17 protein-coding genes are annotated in these 18,763 nt (G+C 55.2%); 5 read left to right on the top strand and 12 right to left on the bottom strand.

Translation table 11 applies throughout. The features are described 5' to 3' along the window. Positions 1-386: 386 nt before the first annotated feature. Positions 387-1,310 carry an arylamine N-acetyltransferase family protein gene (locus WA318_RS13020; protein ID WP_336081694.1) on the top strand — a complete coding sequence of 308 codons (924 nt, stop codon included), beginning with the start codon at positions 387-389 and terminating at the stop codon, positions 1,308-1,310. Between the two features lie 119 nt (positions 1,311-1,429). On the opposite strand, the gene WA318_RS13015 is transcribed toward WA318_RS13020, so the two are convergent. The 9 genes from WA318_RS13015 to WA318_RS12975 all read right to left on the bottom strand — a co-directional run bounded on the left by WA318_RS13015 (position 1,430) and on the right by WA318_RS12975 (position 10,441). Continuing rightward, on the bottom strand, positions 1,430-2,230 hold the full coding sequence (locus WA318_RS13015; RefSeq protein WP_336081692.1) for an alpha/beta fold hydrolase: 801 nt from the start codon (positions 2,228-2,230) through the stop codon (positions 1,430-1,432). A 433-nt stretch (positions 2,231-2,663) separates the two neighbouring features. Then, positions 2,664-3,443, bottom strand: coding sequence for a substrate-binding periplasmic protein (locus WA318_RS13010; protein WP_336081690.1), 780 nt, complete (start codon positions 3,441-3,443; stop codon positions 2,664-2,666). 162 nt (positions 3,444-3,605) lie between these two features. Continuing rightward, positions 3,606-4,715: an ABC transporter ATP-binding protein gene (locus tag WA318_RS13005; protein WP_336081687.1), complete on the bottom strand. Its 1,110-nt coding sequence runs from the start codon at positions 4,713-4,715 to the stop codon at positions 3,606-3,608. Between the two features lie 13 nt (positions 4,716-4,728). After that, positions 4,729-5,580, bottom strand: a complete 852-nt coding sequence (locus tag WA318_RS13000) for a carbohydrate ABC transporter permease (RefSeq protein WP_114099406.1) — start codon at positions 5,578-5,580, stop codon at positions 4,729-4,731. Positions 5,581-5,590: 10 nt separating this feature from the next. Next, entirely contained in the window at positions 5,591-6,532 is a 942-nt protein-coding gene (locus WA318_RS12995) for a carbohydrate ABC transporter permease (protein ID WP_258548777.1), read from the bottom strand. Beyond that, positions 6,529-7,797: an ABC transporter substrate-binding protein gene (locus WA318_RS12990; RefSeq protein ID WP_336081683.1), complete on the bottom strand. Its 1,269-nt coding sequence runs from the start codon at positions 7,795-7,797 to the stop codon at positions 6,529-6,531. Before WA318_RS12990 ends, WA318_RS12995 begins: the two co-directional genes overlap by 4 nt. 32 nt (positions 7,798-7,829) lie before the next feature. Then, on the bottom strand, positions 7,830-9,017 hold the full coding sequence (locus tag WA318_RS12985) for a PLP-dependent transferase (RefSeq protein WP_336081681.1): 1,188 nt from the start codon (positions 9,015-9,017) through the stop codon (positions 7,830-7,832). Beyond that, positions 9,001-9,723, bottom strand: a complete 723-nt coding sequence (locus WA318_RS12980) for a FadR/GntR family transcriptional regulator (protein ID WP_114099410.1) — start codon at positions 9,721-9,723, stop codon at positions 9,001-9,003. Before WA318_RS12980 ends, WA318_RS12985 begins: the two co-directional genes overlap by 17 nt. 334 nt (positions 9,724-10,057) lie before the next feature. Beyond that, the gene (locus WA318_RS12975) at positions 10,058-10,441 is read right to left on the bottom strand and encodes a c-type cytochrome (protein WP_336081679.1); all 384 of its coding nucleotides are present in this window, start codon (positions 10,439-10,441) and stop codon (positions 10,058-10,060) included. 246 nt (positions 10,442-10,687) lie between these two features. Here WA318_RS12975 and WA318_RS12970 point away from each other — a divergent pair, with 246 nt between their 5' ends. The 4 genes from WA318_RS12970 to WA318_RS12955 all read left to right on the top strand — a co-directional run bounded on the left by WA318_RS12970 (position 10,688) and on the right by WA318_RS12955 (position 15,769). Further along, entirely contained in the window at positions 10,688-11,170 is a 483-nt protein-coding gene (locus WA318_RS12970; protein ID WP_336081676.1) for a sigma-70 family RNA polymerase sigma factor, read from the top strand. Between the two features lie 148 nt (positions 11,171-11,318). Next, on the top strand, positions 11,319-12,434 hold the full coding sequence (locus WA318_RS12965; RefSeq protein ID WP_336081674.1) for a FecR family protein: 1,116 nt from the start codon (positions 11,319-11,321) through the stop codon (positions 12,432-12,434). Positions 12,435-12,637: 203 nt separating this feature from the next. Further along, positions 12,638-15,052 carry a TonB-dependent siderophore receptor gene (locus WA318_RS12960; protein ID WP_336081672.1) on the top strand — a complete coding sequence of 805 codons (2,415 nt, stop codon included), beginning with the start codon at positions 12,638-12,640 and terminating at the stop codon, positions 15,050-15,052. A gap of 129 nt (positions 15,053-15,181) precedes the next feature. Beyond that, on the top strand, positions 15,182-15,769 hold the full coding sequence (locus WA318_RS12955) for a HupE/UreJ family protein (RefSeq protein WP_336081669.1): 588 nt from the start codon (positions 15,182-15,184) through the stop codon (positions 15,767-15,769). Between the two features lie 98 nt (positions 15,770-15,867). On the opposite strand, the gene WA318_RS12950 is transcribed toward WA318_RS12955, so the two are convergent. The 3 genes from WA318_RS12950 to WA318_RS12940 all read right to left on the bottom strand — a co-directional run bounded on the left by WA318_RS12950 (position 15,868) and on the right by WA318_RS12940 (position 18,650). Continuing rightward, positions 15,868-16,797: an ABC transporter permease gene (locus tag WA318_RS12950; protein WP_336081667.1), complete on the bottom strand. Its 930-nt coding sequence runs from the start codon at positions 16,795-16,797 to the stop codon at positions 15,868-15,870. A 7-nt stretch (positions 16,798-16,804) separates the two neighbouring features. Then, on the bottom strand, positions 16,805-17,584 hold the full coding sequence (locus WA318_RS12945; protein ID WP_336081665.1) for an ABC transporter ATP-binding protein: 780 nt from the start codon (positions 17,582-17,584) through the stop codon (positions 16,805-16,807). Positions 17,585-17,663: 79 nt separating this feature from the next. Further along, positions 17,664-18,650: an ABC transporter substrate-binding protein gene (locus WA318_RS12940; RefSeq protein WP_336081663.1), complete on the bottom strand. Its 987-nt coding sequence runs from the start codon at positions 18,648-18,650 to the stop codon at positions 17,664-17,666. Positions 18,651-18,763 lie beyond the last annotated feature (113 nt).

Here is an 18,763-nt window from a genome sequence, read left to right as displayed (position 1 = left end):
TCCTGGCTCAGGAACGGATAGGGATATCCGTCTTTGTTGGATATGGCGACGTTTCCTGCGGTCGGGCCGGATGCAGCGCATCTCATGGCGACCGTCTGAGAACTATTTGGGTATTGATTATCACAGTGCGAGGGGCCCTGTCGTGCAAAAGCTGTGGATCATGCGTTCAAATGATCGAATGTTGCTTGTGTGGGGCCTTAATAGGGGGTGATGAATGACGAATGGTCCCTGATATGGGTGAATCGTCGCAGATTATTCGATTTCAAATTGGCAGATCAAAAAAATTGAAAATGAAGAATTTTTTCCTTTGACCCTAACATAAGTTGAGGTTCTATCGTCCTGCTCCATGAGACCACAACATCATCGAAAAAAGATGGAGCCACGAGATGAATAGCCACCAGCCCGCAAACCGTGACGTCCTTGTCGCCAATGACCGGGGCAGCGTGCAAACCCGGATCGATGCCAGTTGGGCCAAACCGGTTCCTGTGCCGCGGCCAGAGGTCGATCTCGATGCCTATTTCGCGCGTATCGGATATGACGGCCCGCGCGAAGCAACCCTTGAAGTTCTGCAAACCCTTCATGCCCTGCATCCGGCCGTGATCCCGTTTGAGGCGATTGACGTGTTCAATGACACGCCGATCAGCATCGCGCCGGATCGGGTTGACCAGAAACTGATTCATGGCGGGCGCGGCGGATATTGCTTTGAGCAAAACGGGCTGTTCCGCCGGGTATTGCGCAGCCTTGGCTTTAAGGTCGAAGGACTGGCCGGGCGGGTTTTGTGGGGATATAGCGAAGCTGACATGCCGCGTCCGCGCTGCCATATGGCCAACCGGGTGATCATTGATGGCGAGGCATGGCTTGCCGATGTCGGGCTTGGCGGATGTGTGCCGACCGCGCCGCTGATGCTGGATACCGCCATGCCGCAGGTCACCCCGCATGATACCTATCGCGTGATCCGGGGCGAACACAGCTATCGTACCGAACTGGAACGCGATGGTGTGTGGAAGGCGGTGCATGAAGTCGATATCGCCCCGGTCGGTGACATCGATTACGAGGTCATGAACTGGTACGCATCCGATCACCCCGAAAGCGGTTTTTGCAAGACGCTGATGGTGGCGCGGTCCGCCCCGTTTGCGCGCTTTACCCTGCTCAATAACCGTCTGACCATCCGCCTTGTCACTGGCGAGGAAGAGCAACATACGCTTAGTGTTGGTGACATCCCCCAGACGCTCAAGGACATCTTTGGCATCGAACCCGATCCGGCCTGGCAGGGGGCCTTTGCAAGAATGATCAGACACGGTAACGGATAAACGATTGTGCGGTGTTTACCCGTCAGTGAATGATCAAAGGCGGGGAGTTTCGGCTTCCCGCCAATTGCGTTTGCTGGATCTGGATATGTTCGCGGCCGTGAAGGCCGATATTCCAGGGATTATTCCGGTTGGCTTGCCTCGATGATCAGGTCGGCAACAGCCTGCGGACGTGAAACCATTAGGACGTGTGACGCATCATCGATGACAACGGTTTTGCGGGACTCTGCGCGTTCGGCCATAAAGGCCATGGCGGCAGGCGGAATGTTTTTATCGCCCGTGCCAAAGATGTGATAGGACGGCAAATCCTTCCATGCGGCTGATTGCGCCGGTTCGTTAAGGGCAAAGTCGGTGACCGGGCGCTGGGCGGCTGCCATCAGGCGGGTTTTCTCGACCGGTAGGTCTCCGGCAAATTGTGGTCCGAACTTTGCCTGATCGATGTAAAGATCATTGATCCCGTTGCCGAGCGGTACCGGTGTCGCCAGTGCCTGACCCAGCGTGCTGCCGGGGAACTGACCTGCAAGTTGTGCTATGGTTTCACCCGGTTCAGCGGCAAAAGATGCAACATAAACCAGCGATTTGACATTTGCGGCCCCCGAAGCTGCGGCGCTGATGATCATCCCGCCATAGGAATGACCGACCAGAACTGTATCACCTTCGATGCTGTCGATGACCGAGCGGGCATAGGCCGCATCGCCGGAAACGCTGCGCAGCGGGTTGGCAATGCTGACCACCGGGTAACCGTCAGCCAGCAGGATATCGGCGACACCATCCCAGCTATCAGAGGCGGCAAAGGCCCCGTGAATCAGAACAATGGTCGGGCGGTCTGTCAAAGCACTGTCATTTGCAAAGGCGTTGAAGGGGGCTGATACCAGACCCAGAGTGATGGCCGTGGCCTTAAGCAGGTTTTTCAGTGTGGTCATTTTCGTCTCTCCATTTCCCGGCTTCGGATCGCGAAGCGCTGTGTTGCTCATGGAGATGTAGATACCCTGCCAAATTAAATCGTTCAACAATAAATCGGGTGCGATTTAATTTGGCGCGATCAAATAATTGTGAAGTCCGGATCGTGCCGTCGCCGGGAACGGATCAAACGAGGGGGAAATCAGATCATCGCCAAAGAAACCATCATCCCCTCGGTCACGGCCTTTTCAGGCTTTCAAGGTGGTCCGTGTTGACCAAAGCTGGCGAGGGCGAGGGCGAGGGCGAGGGCGAGGGCGAGGGGGCGAGGCCAGGGGCCTGGCATTGTTGATTGCCGGATCAGACAGGAGATCGACTTCAATGGTGTGTCAGCGCCGGCAGGTCTGTCGGTTAATGGATAGACCGCATGTGACCTTTCCGTGTCCTTTGGCCACGCTATCAATACCGCATCACCAGCCCGAACCGTTCGATCAGGCCGTTAAAGGTTCCGTTTTGGCGGATCTCGGCAAGAGCGGTGTTGAACCTGACCAGAAGGCTATCGTTATCGGGATAGTCTTTTGAGGTCATCAGAAAAAGCGGGGCATGCTCGGTCAGCGGTGGGTCAAGTGTATAGAAGTTGGCGGCGATTTCGGGTGGAAACATCTGATGGATCAGATACCAGCCAACGGTGGTTGCCGCCGGGAACAGATCAATCCGCCCCAGTTTCAGCCGTTCAAAATTCTGAGTTTCATTCAGCGCGTAATCGGCCTTGATACCGGCTTCGGCAAAGAGCGGTTCATAATAATATCCCTGAATGCCGCCGATGCTCCATCGTTTGAGGTCGCCAAGCTTTTCATAGGTTTCGGACGGCAAGACATGTGCGCTTGTGCCGGGATCGCGATAGGCAAAAAAGCGCGAGTCCGCAAAATATATCGGATCGGAAAAGGTGAATTTATCCTTGCGCTCTTCGGTGAGAGTATAGGGGAAGGTTCCCCATGCATCGAGATTGCTGACCGATTGTTCGCCGCGTTTCCAGGGTTCTATCCTGACTTCAAATGTGACACCCATGATCTTGCCGATCTCGTAAAACAGGGCCGGGAGGAAGCTGTTTTCGACATTTTCCTGAACATAGGGCGGATAGATATTGGTGGTAATCACAAGGGTATGATCTGCACGTGCAAGGAACGGTGCGCAGATCAAGGCAAGCAACATGAAAAGATTTCGGGCGGTGATGATCATTATATATCTCAGATACTTGGCGATCTGAAACATATGGCGATGTATTTCCTGATTTGCAGAGGCCGTCACCGCGAAATCACCGATTGCACCACATCCCGGCAACCGCGGGGGTCAAATACGATACCCTTTGTTGCCGGGATGCTGGTTGGAAAGGCCCGGTGATCAGGTCAGAATACCGGCTGCATTGGCAGGGGGCAGGCGCTTTTCCGATGCGGTGTCAAAGACATGGATTTTTGCCATGTCAAAGGCGATATGGATGAAGCTGTCCACCGGATAATCAGGTCGATCCATGGTGAAGATCTTGATCGGCTTTCCGGCAAGCGTGACGTGAACAAGGGTGGAAAGGCCCATCGGTTCAATCAGTTCGACCTTTGCCGGAAGACCGCCGCTTTGGGCATCGGCAACAATCGAGATATGTTCCGGGCGTGCGCCAAGCGTGATGGCCTGACCGGGTTTGGCATCAGCAACCGGCAGAACCGAAATCAGCGCCCCGTCCGAAAGACGGATGCCTGCGGTGGTGGCGTCGACAATTTCATAGCTGCCTTCAAGGAAGTTCATCGCCGGTGATCCGATGAAACTGGCGACAAAGATGTTCGCGGGCCTGTCATAGATTTCGACCGGGCTTCCGACCTGCTGGATGATACCGTCATGCATGGCAACGATACGGTCGGCCATGGTCATGGCTTCGATCTGGTCATGGGTGACATAGACCGATGTCGCGCCAAGACGACGATGCAGCTTGCGGATTTCTGTGCGCATCTGTTCGCGCAACCGGGCATCAAGGTTTGATAACGGTTCGTCAAACAGGAATGCCTGGGGTTTGCGCACAATGGCACGCCCCATGGCGACACGTTGGCGTTGCCCGCCGGAAAGTGCCTTGGGGCGACGGTCAAGAAGGGCCGTCAGGCCGAGGATTTCGGCGACACCTGAAATCGCGTCCGATATTTTTTCCTTTGCGGTTTTGCGCAAGGCAAGCGCGTAGCTCATATTCTCGGCGACCGACATATGCGGATAAAGCGCATAGGATTGAAACACCATGGCGATATCGCGGTCCTTGGGCTGCAATTCATTGACCACGGTGCCGGCAATCGAAATAGCGCCCGATGTGATGTCTTCAAGTCCGGCAATCATGCGCAGCAAGGTCGATTTGCCGCAACCGGACGGGCCGACAAGAACAATGAATTCGCCGTCCGAGATATCGAGATCAATGCCGTGCAGGACATCAACCGCGCCATAACTTTTGCGCGCATTTTCAATTTGAATGGAAGCCATTTGAAACGTCCTCTTATCCTTTGACCGCGCCAGCCGTCAGGCCCTGCACCAGATAACGCTGGATCAGCAGGAAGAACAGGCAGGCGGGAACAAGTGCCAGCACACCGGCAGCCATCATCTGACCGAAATCGACACTGAATTTTGAAACGAATGACAGAAGTCCGACCGGGAAGGTTGACGCCGACTCACTGCTGACCAGCATCAGGGCAAACAAAAGCTCGCTCCAGGCAGCGGTAAAGACAAAGCCAAGCGTTGCCGCAACACCCGGAAGGGTCAGGGGCAGGATGATCGCCCGAAAAGCCTCAAAGCGGGTATTGCCATCAATCATTGCAGCTTCTTCCAGATCCTTGGGGATCCCGTCGAAGAAGGACTGCATCAGGAAGGTGGCAAACGGGACGTTGAAGGCCGTATAGACAATAATCAGTCCGGTCAGGCTGTCCGTCAGGCCAAGTGGCGCCAGAATTTTAAAGATCGGTGCAATCAGCATGACCAGCGGGAACATCTGCGTGATCAGCATCAGAGCAACGATGATCACCTTGCCGCGAAAGGCAAAACGCGAAAATGCATAACCGGTAAGGGCGGCAATCAGTGTTGTGACGAGGGCGGTTGTCCCCGATACGATCACGGAATTCAGGAAGTAATGCGGGAAGTTGCTTTGGGTCAGAACGAATGCATAGTTCTCCCACGAGGTGCGGGACGGCCATAAACGCACGCCTTCGGTATAAAGGATGTCGTTGGGCGTTACCGATACCTTGAGCAACCAGTAAAGCGGAAACAACGCAAAGATCACAAAGGCCGCAATCATCAAATAGTGACTGCCCCAGTAAAGCAGCTTGCGTGTGGAAGTTTGTCCGGTCAGGGTCATGGGGAATTCCCTAGCTATCTGTATGCGTCATGGCACGACGAAGCGCAATCACACTCAGCGCATAGGCCAGCAACAGAACAAGAAGGACTGCGGCAATCGCCGAGGCATAGCCGAAATCAAGTCGGCGGAAGGCCTGGGTAAAGATGTAGGAAGCAACAATCTGGGTGGAATCTGCCGGGCCGCCATTGGTCATGACAACGATCAGATCGGCGAAATTGGCAATCCAGATGGTGCGCAGCATCAGTGTGATGGCAATGGTTGGCGCAAGGAAGGGCAGCGTAATGCTGATAAATTGTTGGCGGGTCGTGGCGCCATCAATCGAGGCCGCTTCATACAATTCCTTGGGGATGGATTGCAGGGCCGCCAGCAGGGTGATGGCAAAAAACGGAATGCCAAACCAGATATTGGCGATGATCGGCCCCCACATGGCAAGATCGGGATCCGACAGGATATTGAACGGTTCGGCCATCAGTCCAAGCGATGTCATCCAGTGCGGCAGCGGACCGACAACCGGGTTAAACATCCAGGCCCAGTTCAGACCCGAGAGAAATGTCGGAACAGCCCAGGGCAGGAAAACCAGCGCCTGCACAAGTCTGCGTCCAAGGAATTGCCGATTGAGCAGAAGTGCCAGAACAAGCCCGAGGCCGAACTGAAACAGCAGCGACCCGAATGTCCACCATGCGGTATTGGCAAGTGCGTCCAGAAACGCCTGATCTGATATCAGGGCTTCGAAATGGGCCGTACCGACAAAGCCGCCACTGAACGGGTTAAGGATACGGATATCGCGAAAGGCATAACTCAGTCCAAGGATCAGCGGCATCAACATCACCGCAATGATCAGGACAAGGGCCGGCGAGACATAAAGATAGGGTTCGATGATCCCGGAAAACTTCCTTGAGAAGCCTCCCCGTCTTTCGACGGGGAGTTTTCCGGTTTGGGTTCCAGTGTTCACTGATTTGCCTGCATCCATTTTTTCTGTGCGGGGGTCAGATAGTCTGCCCACTGATCGGCAAGCTCTTCCGGGCTGATCCGGCCAAGCATCGCTTCCTGACTGGTGCGGATGACCAGACTGTCCTTGAAGAAGGCAAATTCTTCAAGGTGGGTCGGCATCACGGTCGGATGGACATCCGGATCGGAAAGTTCGGCGAACCATCCGGCAAATTGCGGGCTGGCAAAGAACGGATCACTTTCGGCGCCATTATGGATTGGAAGGGCACCAATACGCTTGTTCCAGGTCAGGTTGCTTTCCTTGGATTCCAGATGGGCGATCAGTTTCCAGGCTTCGTCTTTATGTTCACTGTTCGAGAACATCGACCAACCGGCATACCCGATGGTCGGGAATGCCTTTCCTGACGGACCTTTGGGCATGGTGGTCACGCCGAAATCTTCTTCCTTCATGCGGCTGGAAATCGCGATCAGTGCGTCGGGGTCCTGATCAAGCATCGCACAGGTCCCGGAATAGAACCCGGCGACAATTTCGTTAAAGCCCCAGTTCAGGCTGTCTTTCGGTGCCAGGCCGTCTTTGTAAAGATTGATCAGATATTCCAGACCGTTTTCCCAGCCTTCGGAATTAAACGTGCTTTGACCGTCTTCGGTGAAGAATTTGTTCGAACCGGCTTCGGCGGCACCAAACATCACCCAGCCGTTCAAACCACCCGGTCCGCCACGCATGCAATAGCCGTATTTGCCCGGAAGGGCCGAGACTTTTTCGGCAGCCGCCCGGAAATCTTCAAGGGTTGCGGGGACTTCGGTGACACCGGCTTCTTCGAACAGTTTCTTGTTATAGAACATCGCACGAAGGTAAAAACCATAAGGCAGCATATAGGCGGTGTTGCCTGCCGAACGCGCAAATTCCAGTGCACGGTCATTCAGCGTCTTGGCACCATCCCATTTTGCCAGATACGGTTCCAGGCTTTCCAGGGCACCGTTATTGGCATAAAGCGTCAGCCAGGTGTCGGGCATCTCGACGACATCAGGCGTCTGGCCGGCTGAAACCATGGTTGCGAATTTCTCGAATGCCTGACCCCAGGGCAGGGAGGTGATTTCGACCGTTACACCGGGGTTCGCGGCTTCATACTCGGCGACCAGCCCTTTAAGGGTTTCGGTACGTTCCGGGCTGGAGATGACTTCCACCAGTTTCAATGTTGTGTCGGCATAGGCCTGACTTGTTAGCGCAATAGACGTCACACCTGCCAGTAGCGTTGTTTTCCAGTTCATTGTGAAGTTCCCTGTTTTTAACGATAGTTTTCTTACTTCAGGCTTGCCTCGATTGCGGTCGCCAGGTCAGACCAGAGGTCTTCGGCGCTTTCGAGGCCGATATGCAGGCGGACCAGATTTTCGGGCACGCCAAAGCGTATCGCCGAATTGGGTCCACCTACTTGCGCCCGCGTAACCAGTGCGGGGACAATCAGGCTTTCATGCCCGCCCCACGACACGCCGATCTTGAAAAAACGCAGCGCATCAACAAAGGTCGGAATGTCGACCTCGGGGGCGAACTCGAATGAGAAAAGTCCGGAAGAACCGCTTAGTCCCGGTGCAGCCGGTTCCATCAAGCCGGGATAATGCACAGCGGTTACTTTGGGATGATTGGCGAGATTGCGGGCAATGATCGTCGCAGAACGTTGATGTTCGCGCATACGTGCGGGCAATGTGCGCAAGCCGCGCAGCAATAACCAGCCATCAAAGGCCGACAGTTTCGCACCAAGATACGGCAGGATATGAGAGCGCACGCGGCCGATAAATTCATTGCTTCCGGCGATCACGCCAGCGACCACATCACTATGCCCGCCGATATATTTCGATGCAGAATGGATAACGACATCACAGCCAAGAATGGCGGGCTGACAGAAAACCGGCGAAGCCCAGCTGTTATCAATCATCGAAACCGCACCATGATCTCGGGCGATCTGGCAAAGGGCGGCGATGTCGTGCGTGTGGAAGGTCCAGCTGGTCGGGCTTTCAAGATAGAGAACCTTGGCACCGGGCATGATCTTTCGCACAGCATCAAGGTCGCGACCATCGACATAATCAACTCGGACATTCATGTCGCGCAGGAACATCTCGAAAAAGCGGAAGGCATCGGGATAGCAATGTTCGACCGACACGATCCGGTCCCCCGGTTTGACAACAGACAGAACCGCCGACGAAATGGCAGCCATGCCGCTTGCCAGACCAAGGGCGTCTTCGGTTCTTTCAAGCTGCGCGATCTTTTCTTCAAAGGCGCGTGTGGTGGGGTTCAGGCCACGGGAATAGACCGGGCGGGTCTTGCGCCCGGCATAGGTTTCGACCATTTCGTCGAAATTCTCGAAGGTGAACAGAGAATTCTGAAAGATCGGTGGAACGACGGCATTTGCAAAATGCTCGGCGTCATAGGCGACCACACTTTCGGGGGCGCGTGGCAACTGATTAGGATCGGCAGGATTATTGTTGTTCTTCATCAGACATTCTCACGATGTCGTTCTCGACGACTTCAAGGATGGCAAGGGTGTGTTTGCGTGCGAGTTCGGCATCACCGGCAACGATGGCGTCAAACAACATGCGGTGAAATTCAAAGGATGAACTGGCGAAATCCGGCCGGTTGAACGGTTGGGCAAAGAAGCTTTCAAAGGCTTCACGCATCTGCCCCAGAAGCTGTTCAAATAACGGGTTGCCTGATGCCTTGTAGATCGAGAGGTGAAATACAAGGTCGGCCTCGCCGGCGGTTCCAAACTCAAGATGCTCTGCCTCCATTGCATCAAGGGCAGTCCGCATTTCATCAATGTCCTCGGGCGTGGCGCGCCTGGCAGCCAGCATACTTGCTTCGACTTCAAGTCCACGGCGGACTTCAAGGGTTTGCAGCAACCCGTCACGCTGGGTGGCAATCGAGAGCGGCATGAAAAGCGTCTTTTCGCTGACCGGTCGTTTCAGATAGGTGCCCGATCCGCGACGAATTTCCACAATACCAAGTGCCTGCATATGGCCGATGGCCTCGCGGATGCTGGAGCGGCCGACTTTCAAGCCCGCCATCAATTCGCGTTCCGGCGGCAAACGGTCGCCCGGAGTCAGTTCCGAGCTGACAATGAAGTCGGTCAGCGCTTCAAGGATCGCATCACGGCGTCCCGATGTTTCAATGGGTCGAATGGTCGTTCCGTCCGCTTGCGGCACATCGCACCTTCATGCTTGTCATCACTGTGTCCGATCTGGCCCGACTTGCAAAAGTCAGTGTGGTCAGTCATCAGACGTCAGACCAATTTTCAGATTGAATCGGTTCAAGTCAAGTCTGGATTCAACCGAATGGTGATTTTGGCATGTGCGAAATACAGCCAAATAGCGGTTTTAGCAGCATTTTCGACCATATGAAGACGTGCAAATTCGCAGTGCACGCATGGCGACAGGTGCTGATCTGTTAAACCGGCAAGCCGGAAACCGGCCGTGAATCGGCGGGGACGTGATGACGGATTTACACGATGGGGAAAACGATGGGGAAAACGATGGGGGTTTATTTGCTCTTGGCTTCGGCTTCCCGGGTCAGGCTTTCCATATAGGTCAGAAGATCGGCGATGCTTTCCGGGGTAAAGGAAAATTCCGGCATTGCCATATTGTCGTGGGATACCGTGATGCCCTCGGCCAGTGCTTCTTCAAGATTTTCAAGCGGCCAGCGTTGCCCGAAACTGGCCAGTGCCGGTGCGTCGGTGATCGCCGGATCGGGCAGGGGATCACCATCAAATTTCGCGTGGCAGCGCAGGCAGGTTTGTTCGGCAATCGATTGACCGCGTGTCACATCGCCGTGCTCTTCGCCCTTGCGCGACAGATAATCGCTGATCCCCCACATGCCTGCGGCAACGACACCGGTCACAAGAATGACAAGGCTTATTTTCTGCAAGGTGATCTCCCCGGAATTGCGTGTTTCTTGTTGATATCGCAAGACCCTATCAGGGTTTGGTAACGAATTTCCTAAGCTGTGTATGGGGTGGGACGGACCGGGTTTTGCGCGGATGATTGTCAATCCGAAAGTTATTGATAATCAATATCATCTACGTTAAGGATCAGCATCATCGAAAGCCCTGATGAAAGCTGTGCTTGAAGGAAGTCCTGTTTGCCCGGTAATTCGACATCATTGATCCTGTTCATGGCGCAGCGTTCGGCACTGGTGAATTATGCCAGCTCGATCATCGGCAACCGGGTTCAGGCCGAAGATCTGGTACAGGAAGCATGGCTGCGCTTTGACGAGGCATCAAAAGGCCGTTTTCTGGACGACGCGACCGGTTATCTGTACCGGATCGTGCGCAATCTTGCCCTTGATAGCAAACGACGTGATGCACAGGAAAGCCGGGTGACCCGTGCGGCGGATTATGATGTCATTGCCAATATCTCGGCTGATGAGGCACCGGATCCGGAAACGGTCGCGCTCTATAAGGATGACTATGCCCGGCTGATGCAGGCGCTGGGCGAGCTTCCCGAACGCACGCGCATTGCCTGTGAAATGCATCGTTTCGGCGGGGCCAAGCTGCGCGAAATTGCCGAATATCTCGATATTTCCGTGCCGCTTGCCCATAAGCTGGTGGCAGACGGGATCGATCATTGCCGTGAACGGCTGGGCGGATGGCCATGAAGGTAAAGCATGACCTTACTGGTTTTTTCAGTGTAGAAGGTCGGAACGCCGATCAGTCCTTTGGCCTTGATCGGCAAAGGTTTTCAAACGAATTGTTCCGGGCCGCAGCCCCGCATCGCACGAACAGCAAAGCAGCGTGAAGACAGGCATGACAAATTCGGCCCAAGCCAAAGCCGCCAAGGCCGCCAAAGAGGCAACCGACTGGTTCATCCTGTTGCAGGAAGCGCCTGATGACCGCGACCTGATCGCGCGGTTTGAGGACTGGTGCGCGCAAAGTCCCCTTCATGCTGATGCCTGGCATGCAACGGTTCGTACTGCGGATCTGATGGCGGGTATTGCGCCCGTAATGTCCAATGGCGACAAAGCGGGCCCCAACGACAAAACCGACTGGCAGCGTTTCCTTGAAGAACGTCGTGCGTCGGACACCGATTTGCTGCGCGTTCGTACAGCCGCGGGCGAAGATGCGATTGCCGCCCAGGCCGAAGAAACCGCAAAGGTTATCTCGGCACAAAGCCGGTTTAAAAAGCGCGGCAATACGTCGTGGGGCGGGATTGGTCTGGGGGGGCTTGCCGTGGCGGCATCCCTTGTTGCCGCCGTGTTTGGCCCGCGTATTGCGACCGAAATGCAGGCCGATCATTTCACCAGGACAGCAGAAATCAGCACCATCACCCTTGCCGATAACAGCACGGTGACACTGGCCCCCGAAAGTGCGATCAAGGTGCATTATGACGGGGCAACGCGCCTTGTCGAACTTCTTGGCGGTGAGGCGTTCTTTGAGGTTGCCCCAAATCCCGATCAACCGTTCAGGGTTGGTGCGGATAATGTCACCGTCACGGTTCTGGGCACGGGGTTTGATGTGTCCGAAGGGACCGGTCAGTCAAGCGTTGCTGTCGAACATGGTCTGGTGCGGGTTGAAAATGCCGCCAATGTCCCGGATGTTTCGGAAATTCTCGAACCCGGTCAGCAGGCGCGCGTCACCCGCGATGGCAAAGTCACCCGGTCGACCACGCCGGTCGATCAGATTGCGCCATGGCGCAACAACCAGCTGATCGCGCAGGATCAGCCATTGGGCGAGATCGTTGATCGCCTGCGCCGCTATTATGATGGCACCATCCTGATCACCGATGGAACTTTGTCCCGGCAAACCGTGACCGGGGTCTATCGGCTGGATGATCCGGTATCGGCATTGCGGGGTATTGCGCGCGCACACAAGGCCAATGTGCGCGAAGTGACCCCCTGGATTCTGATCGTTTCCCCGTCCTGATCCGTTCTGGTCTGTCCATGATCCCGCAAATGCGGATTATCTGAAACCCGCATAAAACCGGCAATTTCAAAAAAGTTCTGATTTTTCGGAAGTTTTTTTTGAAAAAGCTGCATCCCCGTCCGTTTTGTCTTTATACGCCATTGAGAGGCATTTGCATTCTCAATCTGGTTGAGGCATATGACCTGAAACGGAGATCAAGACGAATGAAGAATGGGGGAGCAACCGAACTGCGCAATCGTGGTCGTGTTGCAATTATCGCCAGCGCCCTGATGATGAGCACGGCCCTTGCGCCGGTGATGTTTGCATCACCTGCAACCGCACAGGTCGCATCAAAGGGTATTGATGGTCAGTATGATTTTGACATTTCGGCCCAGTCGCTGACGCGCGCGCTTGCGCAATTCGGGGTGCAGACGGGCTTGCAGGTAACTGTCGATGGCGCGCTTGCCCGCAATGTGGATGCCAGTGCCGTTTCGGGCACCATGCGCGCGGGACGTGCGCTTGAAAGCCTGTTGCGCGGGACGGGCCTGACCTATGTCGTGACCGATGACCAGACCATCGTGATTGAGGCAGTCGTCAGCGGTGATGCCGCCCGGGGCGAGGTTCTTGATCCGGTCCGGGTCGAAGCCAACAGTGCCGAGGCATCCGGTCCGGACACTGCCATCACGGATAGCTTTGTCGCATTGCGCAGCCGCACGGCATCAAAAACCGACACCCCGGTTCTTGATGATTCCTCGGCCATTTCGGTCGTGACCCAGAAGGAAATGGAAACCCGCAATGTGCAGGACATCCAGCAGGCGGTTTCCTATACGGCCGGTGTCCAGGCCGCCGAATACGGGTCGGATTATCGGTATGACTATGTCCGCATCCGGGGCTTTGGCCAGACGTCGCTTGGCAGTTATCGCGACGGTCTTCCGGTCCGGGTTTACAATTTCACCAACAGCCGCCCGGAACCCTATGGCTTGCAGCAGATTGATGTTCTTAAGGGATCGACATCAAGCCTGTTTGGCCTGAATGGCCCCGGCGGTCTGGTCAATATGACAACCAAACGGCCCGAAGACGTGGCAGGCGGTGAAGTCTTTACCACCTTTGGGGAAAATTATCTGCGCGCCGGTGGCGATGTTACCGGGCCGGTTGCTGAGGACAGCAACTGGACATATCGTCTGACCGGTCTGTGGCAGGATGCTGAACGGAGTCAGGACTATTCGCAGGATGACCGTCTTTATCTTGCACCGGCTTTTACCTTTAAGCCCAAGGCAGGGACGGAGCTTACGATCCTGACAAGCTATAGCGAACGTGACAGCGGCCTTGGTTATGGATATCCGATCGGGATTGAAACCAGCCGCGATGCGTTTTTCGGTGAACCGGATTTCAACAATTTCGATACCGAGGAAACCAATATCGGTTATGCGTTTTCGCATCAGATTACCGACAAGCTCGAATTCCGTCAGAATGCGCGCTACACCAATGTCGATCTGACCTATGAGACGGTTTACCTGAATGATACCACCCCGCTTGGCAATCGTTATGCCTTTGCGATTTATGGGGAGCTGGACCGGTTTGGTGTCGATAACCAGCTGCAATATGACACCGCACTCAACGACATGTTTGAGAGCAAGACGCTGATCGGGATTGATTACAATCGCGACCAGAACCGGGAGCTCCGCCGTGACGGTACGGCAACCGCGATTGATCCCTATAACCCGTCCTATTGCGGGCTTTCATGCATCACCTTTACCAGCAGTTCCGATACGGAAATCACGCAGGCGACCTATGGGGCCTATGTGCAGGAACAGCTGACGATTGCTGATGACTGGATTGCCACCGTTGGCGGGCGTTTTGATTATGTGCAGAGTGACACCGACACCATCAGCAGCGGTACGACAAGCGAACGCGATGATCATAAATTCACATCACGTCTTGGCCTGACCTACAAGGCGACCAGCGAAGTTTCGATCTATGGCAATTATTCGGAATCCTTCCAGCCGGTCTATTCCGGTCTGGCGTCGCGTCCGGAGGGCGTGAAACCGCAGGAAGGCACGCAATATGAAATCGGCGTGAAATATCAGCCCGAAACCATTGATGCCCTGTTTACCGCCGCCCTGTTTGACCTGACCCAGGAAAACGTGTCGCAGTGGAATTCAAGTACGAGCAGCTATAAGCAGATCGGCGAAATCAATTCGCGCGGGCTTGAGCTTGAAGGCAAGATGTCACTTGATGAACAGACCAACCTGACACTTGCCTATACCTATCTCGATGCGGAAATCAAAGACGACATTACCGCAGCCAATATCGGCAACAACCCGGCAAACGTGCCCGAACATCAGGCATCGGCATGGCTTGATTACACCATTCCGGGGCAGGGTGCGTTTGGTGATCTGACGCTCGGTGGTGGCATGCGCTTTACTGGCGAACGCGCACGTAATGACGGCAACACCGAAACACTTGGCAGTTACACGCTGTTTGACGCGGCAATCATTTATGCGGTTACCGATGATGTCAGCCTGTCGGTCAATGCAACCAACCTGACGGATCGTGAATATGTATCGTCCAACACCTTTGGCAGTCGCTATTACGGCGATGGCCGCACGGTTTTGGCGACGTTGAAATATAGCTGGTAAGCAAACAGCCTGAGACAAAAGGGCGGGGAAATTCCCCGCCCTTTTTGCGTCATTGGCATTTCCGCAGCCGTATGATAAATTTACGAAACTTCATAATTTCAGATTTCAGCATCCCAAGGAGATTTCAAAATGCGGCGTTCTTCCTTTGTGGCATTTGCCATTGCAACGCTGGTGGCAACACCGGCCCTTGCCCATACCGGTGCTGGTACGGTTTCGGGGTTTGCATCGGGCTTTGGGCATCCGGTCGGGGGGCTTGATCATTTGCTGGCAATGGTTGCGGTTGGCATCCTTGCTTCCCAGCAGGGCGGGAAATCGATCTGGCTGCTGCCGCTGTCCTTTGTCGCGATGATGATCGTCGGTGGCATCCTTGGTGCTGCCAGCGTCGCCTTGCCGCTGGTTGAGCTTGGCATTGTCGGCTCGGTCATTGTTCTGGGGGCGGTCATTGGCCTTGGCAAACATTTGCCAACCGGTGCGGCGATGGCGCTGGTCGGTCTGTTTGCGGTCTTCCATGGTCATGCCCATGGCACGGAAATGCCGACCACGGCAAGCGGCGTTGAATATGGTGTCGGCTTTGCCCTTGCAACGGTGGCCTTGCATGCGGTCGGTCTTGGTCTGGGCCTGACGGTAAAACAGATTGCGCAGAAAACCGCACAGGTTGCTCTGCGCGCAGGCGGTGGAGCGATTGCCGCTGCTGGCGTTTTCCTGCTTGCCGCCTGATTGGGCGCGATAGAGCTTTCCAATAGCCAAAACAGAAACGGCCGCCCTTCGGAAATGAGGGGCGGCCGTTTTTATGGGCGTGATGAGGTCAGGTTTGACTATTCACGCAGCTTTTCATGCGCGGGCGCGCCACCGGCACCGCGACCGCGCTTAAGCGTTGGCAGGGCCAGCATGGCAAGAACAAACAGGCCGGTCGCCAGTTTAAGATCGGGCGGCGGCATGCCAGCTGCCAGACAAAGCGACACCAGCTGATAGTAAATGATCGCCCCGACAAAAGGGGCCAGCAGCTGGCGGAACACCGATTTTTTGCCAACAACCGCCTCGCCGATCATAAGCGCAGCAAGGCCGTTGATCAGGATGCCAAGACCCATATTCACATCGGCAAAGCCCTGTGACTGAACCATCAGCGCGCCACTGGTTGCCGAAAACGCACTGGCAAGACCAACACCGACAATGGTCGAAACCCAGACCGAGATGCCCTGTGCCTCGGCCATGGCGGGGTTGGAACCAACCGCGCGAAGGGCCGTACCCTTTTCGGTTTTGAAGAACCAGTTAAGGGCCAGAAACACACCGGCCCCGATGATCCCGGCAATGATGATCTTGCTGACCGGGAAGCCCGGCGTGACAAACGGGGCCCAGTTATAAACCGTGTCTGAGCCAAAGATCGACAGGTTCGACTTGCCCATGATGCGCAGATTGATGCTGTAAAGCATCGTCATCATCAGGATCCCGGCAAGCAGGGTATGAATGCGGAACCGCAAGTGAATAAGCGCAGTACAGCACCCCGCGACAAAGCCACAGGCAAGGGCCGCAATAATCGCCAGTGCCGGATTGACGCCAGCCGCAATCAGGATACCGCAAACACAGCCGCCCAGCGGATAGGCGCCTTCGCTGGTCAGATCGGGGAAATGAAGCGTTCTGAACGGGATCATGATGCCCAGAACCACAAAGGCCAGAATAAGGCTTTGCGCAAGGGTAACGGGCACAAGGGCGACATAGCTGGTGAAGGTTGAGGAAAGGAATTCCATTATATTCTTATGCCCCCAGCATCATTGCGTCGGTCTTGACTGCGAAATGGTCGACCAGTTTTGCCACCGTGACATTGGCCTTTTCTTCGCCACCGATCTGAAGTTTGACGCGACCGGCATCAAGCATGATGACGCGATGGCCGTAATCAACCGCGTGCTGCATGTTATGGGTGACCATCAATGTGGTCAGTTTCAGGCTGTCAACGGCGCGCACGGTTGCCTGCATGACAAGGTCGGCAGTACGCGGATCAAGGGCAGCGGTATGTTCATCAAGCAACAGCAAATCCGGTGATCCGCCAACCGCCATGATCAGCGACAGCGATTGACGCTGTCCGCCCGAAAGAAGTTCGACCTTGGTTTCAAGGCGGTTTTCAAGGCCAAGGCCAAGAACCGAAAGCCGTTCCTTGTAATCGGCAAGGCGCTTGGTATTCAGGCCACGCGCAAGCGTGCGTTTCTTGCTGCGCAATTCGGCCAGAAGCATGTTTTCAGCAACCGTCATGCTGGCAGCTGTACCCAGCATCGGGTCCTGAAACACGCGGGCGATCCGGGTGGCGCGTTTATGAACCGGTGTACTGGTGACGTCATCGCCATTGATCAGGATGGCACCGCTATCAAGGGACAGTGCGCCAGATACGGCATTGAGCATCGTGCTTTTGCCAGCCCCGTTCGAGCCGATGACAACGCCGAATTCGCCGGTTTGCAAGGTCAGGTCAAGATTATCAAGTGCGACCTTTTCGTCGGGTTGCCCGGCATAAAAGGTTTTGCGTGCAGATCGGATTTCAAGCATCCGTCTTCTCCGTAAAGCCATTGGCGCCGCAGGGGGATTGACCCTGACGGCGCCAATGTTTGTTCAAGTCTGGACGAGCTTATTCGACGATGCAGCCGCAATCGTCAAACGATGCCGGAATTTCGATCCCGAATGCCGAAGCAGCCGATTTCGAAATCATCGGCGCATGGGTTTCATAGGTCGGTGCAGACGGCGGAATGTCAGCCGGTGATTTGCCCTTAAGGATTTCAGCGGCAATCATGCCTGCATTTTTGCCGACCTGGCTGTAATCAACCGAGAAGCTGGCCGGAACGGTGCCATTGGCAACAGCGGAGCTGTCAGAGTTCACAATCGGAACGCCAATCTGGCGGGCCGCCGCCGAAACAGCGGCAATGGCCGGCTGGATCAGGTTCGATGCCGGGGTATAGATGACATCGGCCTTGCCTGCGACCGAGGTGATGCGCTGCTGGATATCGTTGACGTTATCAATACCAACCGGAACAACCGAGAAACCGGCAGCCGGTGCCAGGGCCTCGACCTTTTCCAGAAGGGCGGTGTCGTTGGCTTCGCCCGGGTTATAGGGCAGGGCCAGACGTTTGGCATCAGGCAGAAGCTTGCGGGTGAATTCCAGAACGGCTGCAATATCCTGAAGATCGGATGCGCCGGTCATGTTGGTGTCGCCTGCTGCCCAGGACGGCACAAGCTTGGCAGCAACCGGATCGGTGACGGCCGAGAACACAATCGGAATGCCCGAACCGGCCAGCGCCTGTTTGGCGATCTGGGAAACCGGGGTGGTGATCGTATAGATCAATTTCGGGTTTTCCGACTGCAACTTGGTGATCATCTGGGGGACCAGAGACGCATCAAAATTGGTGTGGCTTTCGGAATAGGAAACGTCCTTGCCCTCGACAAAGCCGTTTGCAGACATGGCTTCCTTGAAGCCCGCAATCGCGGCATTCAGCTGCGGATGTTCGCCAAAATTGGCGATCCCGACCTTGATTTCCTCGGCCGATACGCTGGTGACGGATGCGAAAAGGCTGCCTGCCAGGACCAGTCCGGAAAGGAGGCCCGATTTATTCATTTTCATTCACTGAAACTCCCTGATTCTTTCGGGTCGGCATTTGGGGCGCCAACCTTGTGTGCGGATCATGCGAAGTTCCAAGAAGAACGTCAATCCTCTGTATTATTGCCTACATATTA

The sequence above is a fragment of the Thalassospira sp. CH_XMU1448-2 genome (assembly GCF_037027285.1).
GTDB lineage: Bacteria > Pseudomonadota > Alphaproteobacteria > Rhodospirillales > Thalassospiraceae > Thalassospira > Thalassospira profundimaris_C.
This window is presented reverse-complemented; position numbering and strand designations above follow the sequence as displayed.

Excerpts from the sequence above, each read along its gene's own strand:
- WA318_RS13020 (WP_336081694.1), top strand. The coding sequence starts at position 387 with ATGAATAGCCACCAGCCCGCAAACCGTGACGTCCTTGTCGCCAATGAC.
- WA318_RS13015 (WP_336081692.1), bottom strand. The coding sequence starts at position 2,230 with ATGACCACACTGAAAAACCTGCTTAAGGCCACGGCCATCACTCTGGGT.
- WA318_RS13010 (WP_336081690.1), bottom strand. The coding sequence starts at position 3,443 with ATGATCATCACCGCCCGAAATCTTTTCATGTTGCTTGCCTTGATCTGC.
- WA318_RS13005 (WP_336081687.1), bottom strand. The coding sequence starts at position 4,715 with ATGGCTTCCATTCAAATTGAAAATGCGCGCAAAAGTTATGGCGCGGTT.
- WA318_RS13000 (WP_114099406.1), bottom strand. The coding sequence starts at position 5,580 with ATGACCCTGACCGGACAAACTTCCACACGCAAGCTGCTTTACTGGGGC.
- WA318_RS12990 (WP_336081683.1), bottom strand. The coding sequence starts at position 7,797 with ATGAACTGGAAAACAACGCTACTGGCAGGTGTGACGTCTATTGCGCTA.
- WA318_RS12985 (WP_336081681.1), bottom strand. The coding sequence starts at position 9,017 with ATGAAGAACAACAATAATCCTGCCGATCCTAATCAGTTGCCACGCGCC.
- WA318_RS12970 (WP_336081676.1), top strand. The coding sequence starts at position 10,688 with ATGGCGCAGCGTTCGGCACTGGTGAATTATGCCAGCTCGATCATCGGC.
- WA318_RS12965 (WP_336081674.1), top strand. The coding sequence starts at position 11,319 with ATGACAAATTCGGCCCAAGCCAAAGCCGCCAAGGCCGCCAAAGAGGCA.
- WA318_RS12960 (WP_336081672.1), top strand. The coding sequence starts at position 12,638 with ATGAAGAATGGGGGAGCAACCGAACTGCGCAATCGTGGTCGTGTTGCA.
- WA318_RS12955 (WP_336081669.1), top strand. The coding sequence starts at position 15,182 with ATGCGGCGTTCTTCCTTTGTGGCATTTGCCATTGCAACGCTGGTGGCA.
- WA318_RS12950 (WP_336081667.1), bottom strand. The coding sequence starts at position 16,797 with ATGGAATTCCTTTCCTCAACCTTCACCAGCTATGTCGCCCTTGTGCCC.
- WA318_RS12945 (WP_336081665.1), bottom strand. The coding sequence starts at position 17,584 with ATGCTTGAAATCCGATCTGCACGCAAAACCTTTTATGCCGGGCAACCC.
- WA318_RS12940 (WP_336081663.1), bottom strand. The coding sequence starts at position 18,650 with ATGAAAATGAATAAATCGGGCCTCCTTTCCGGACTGGTCCTGGCAGGC.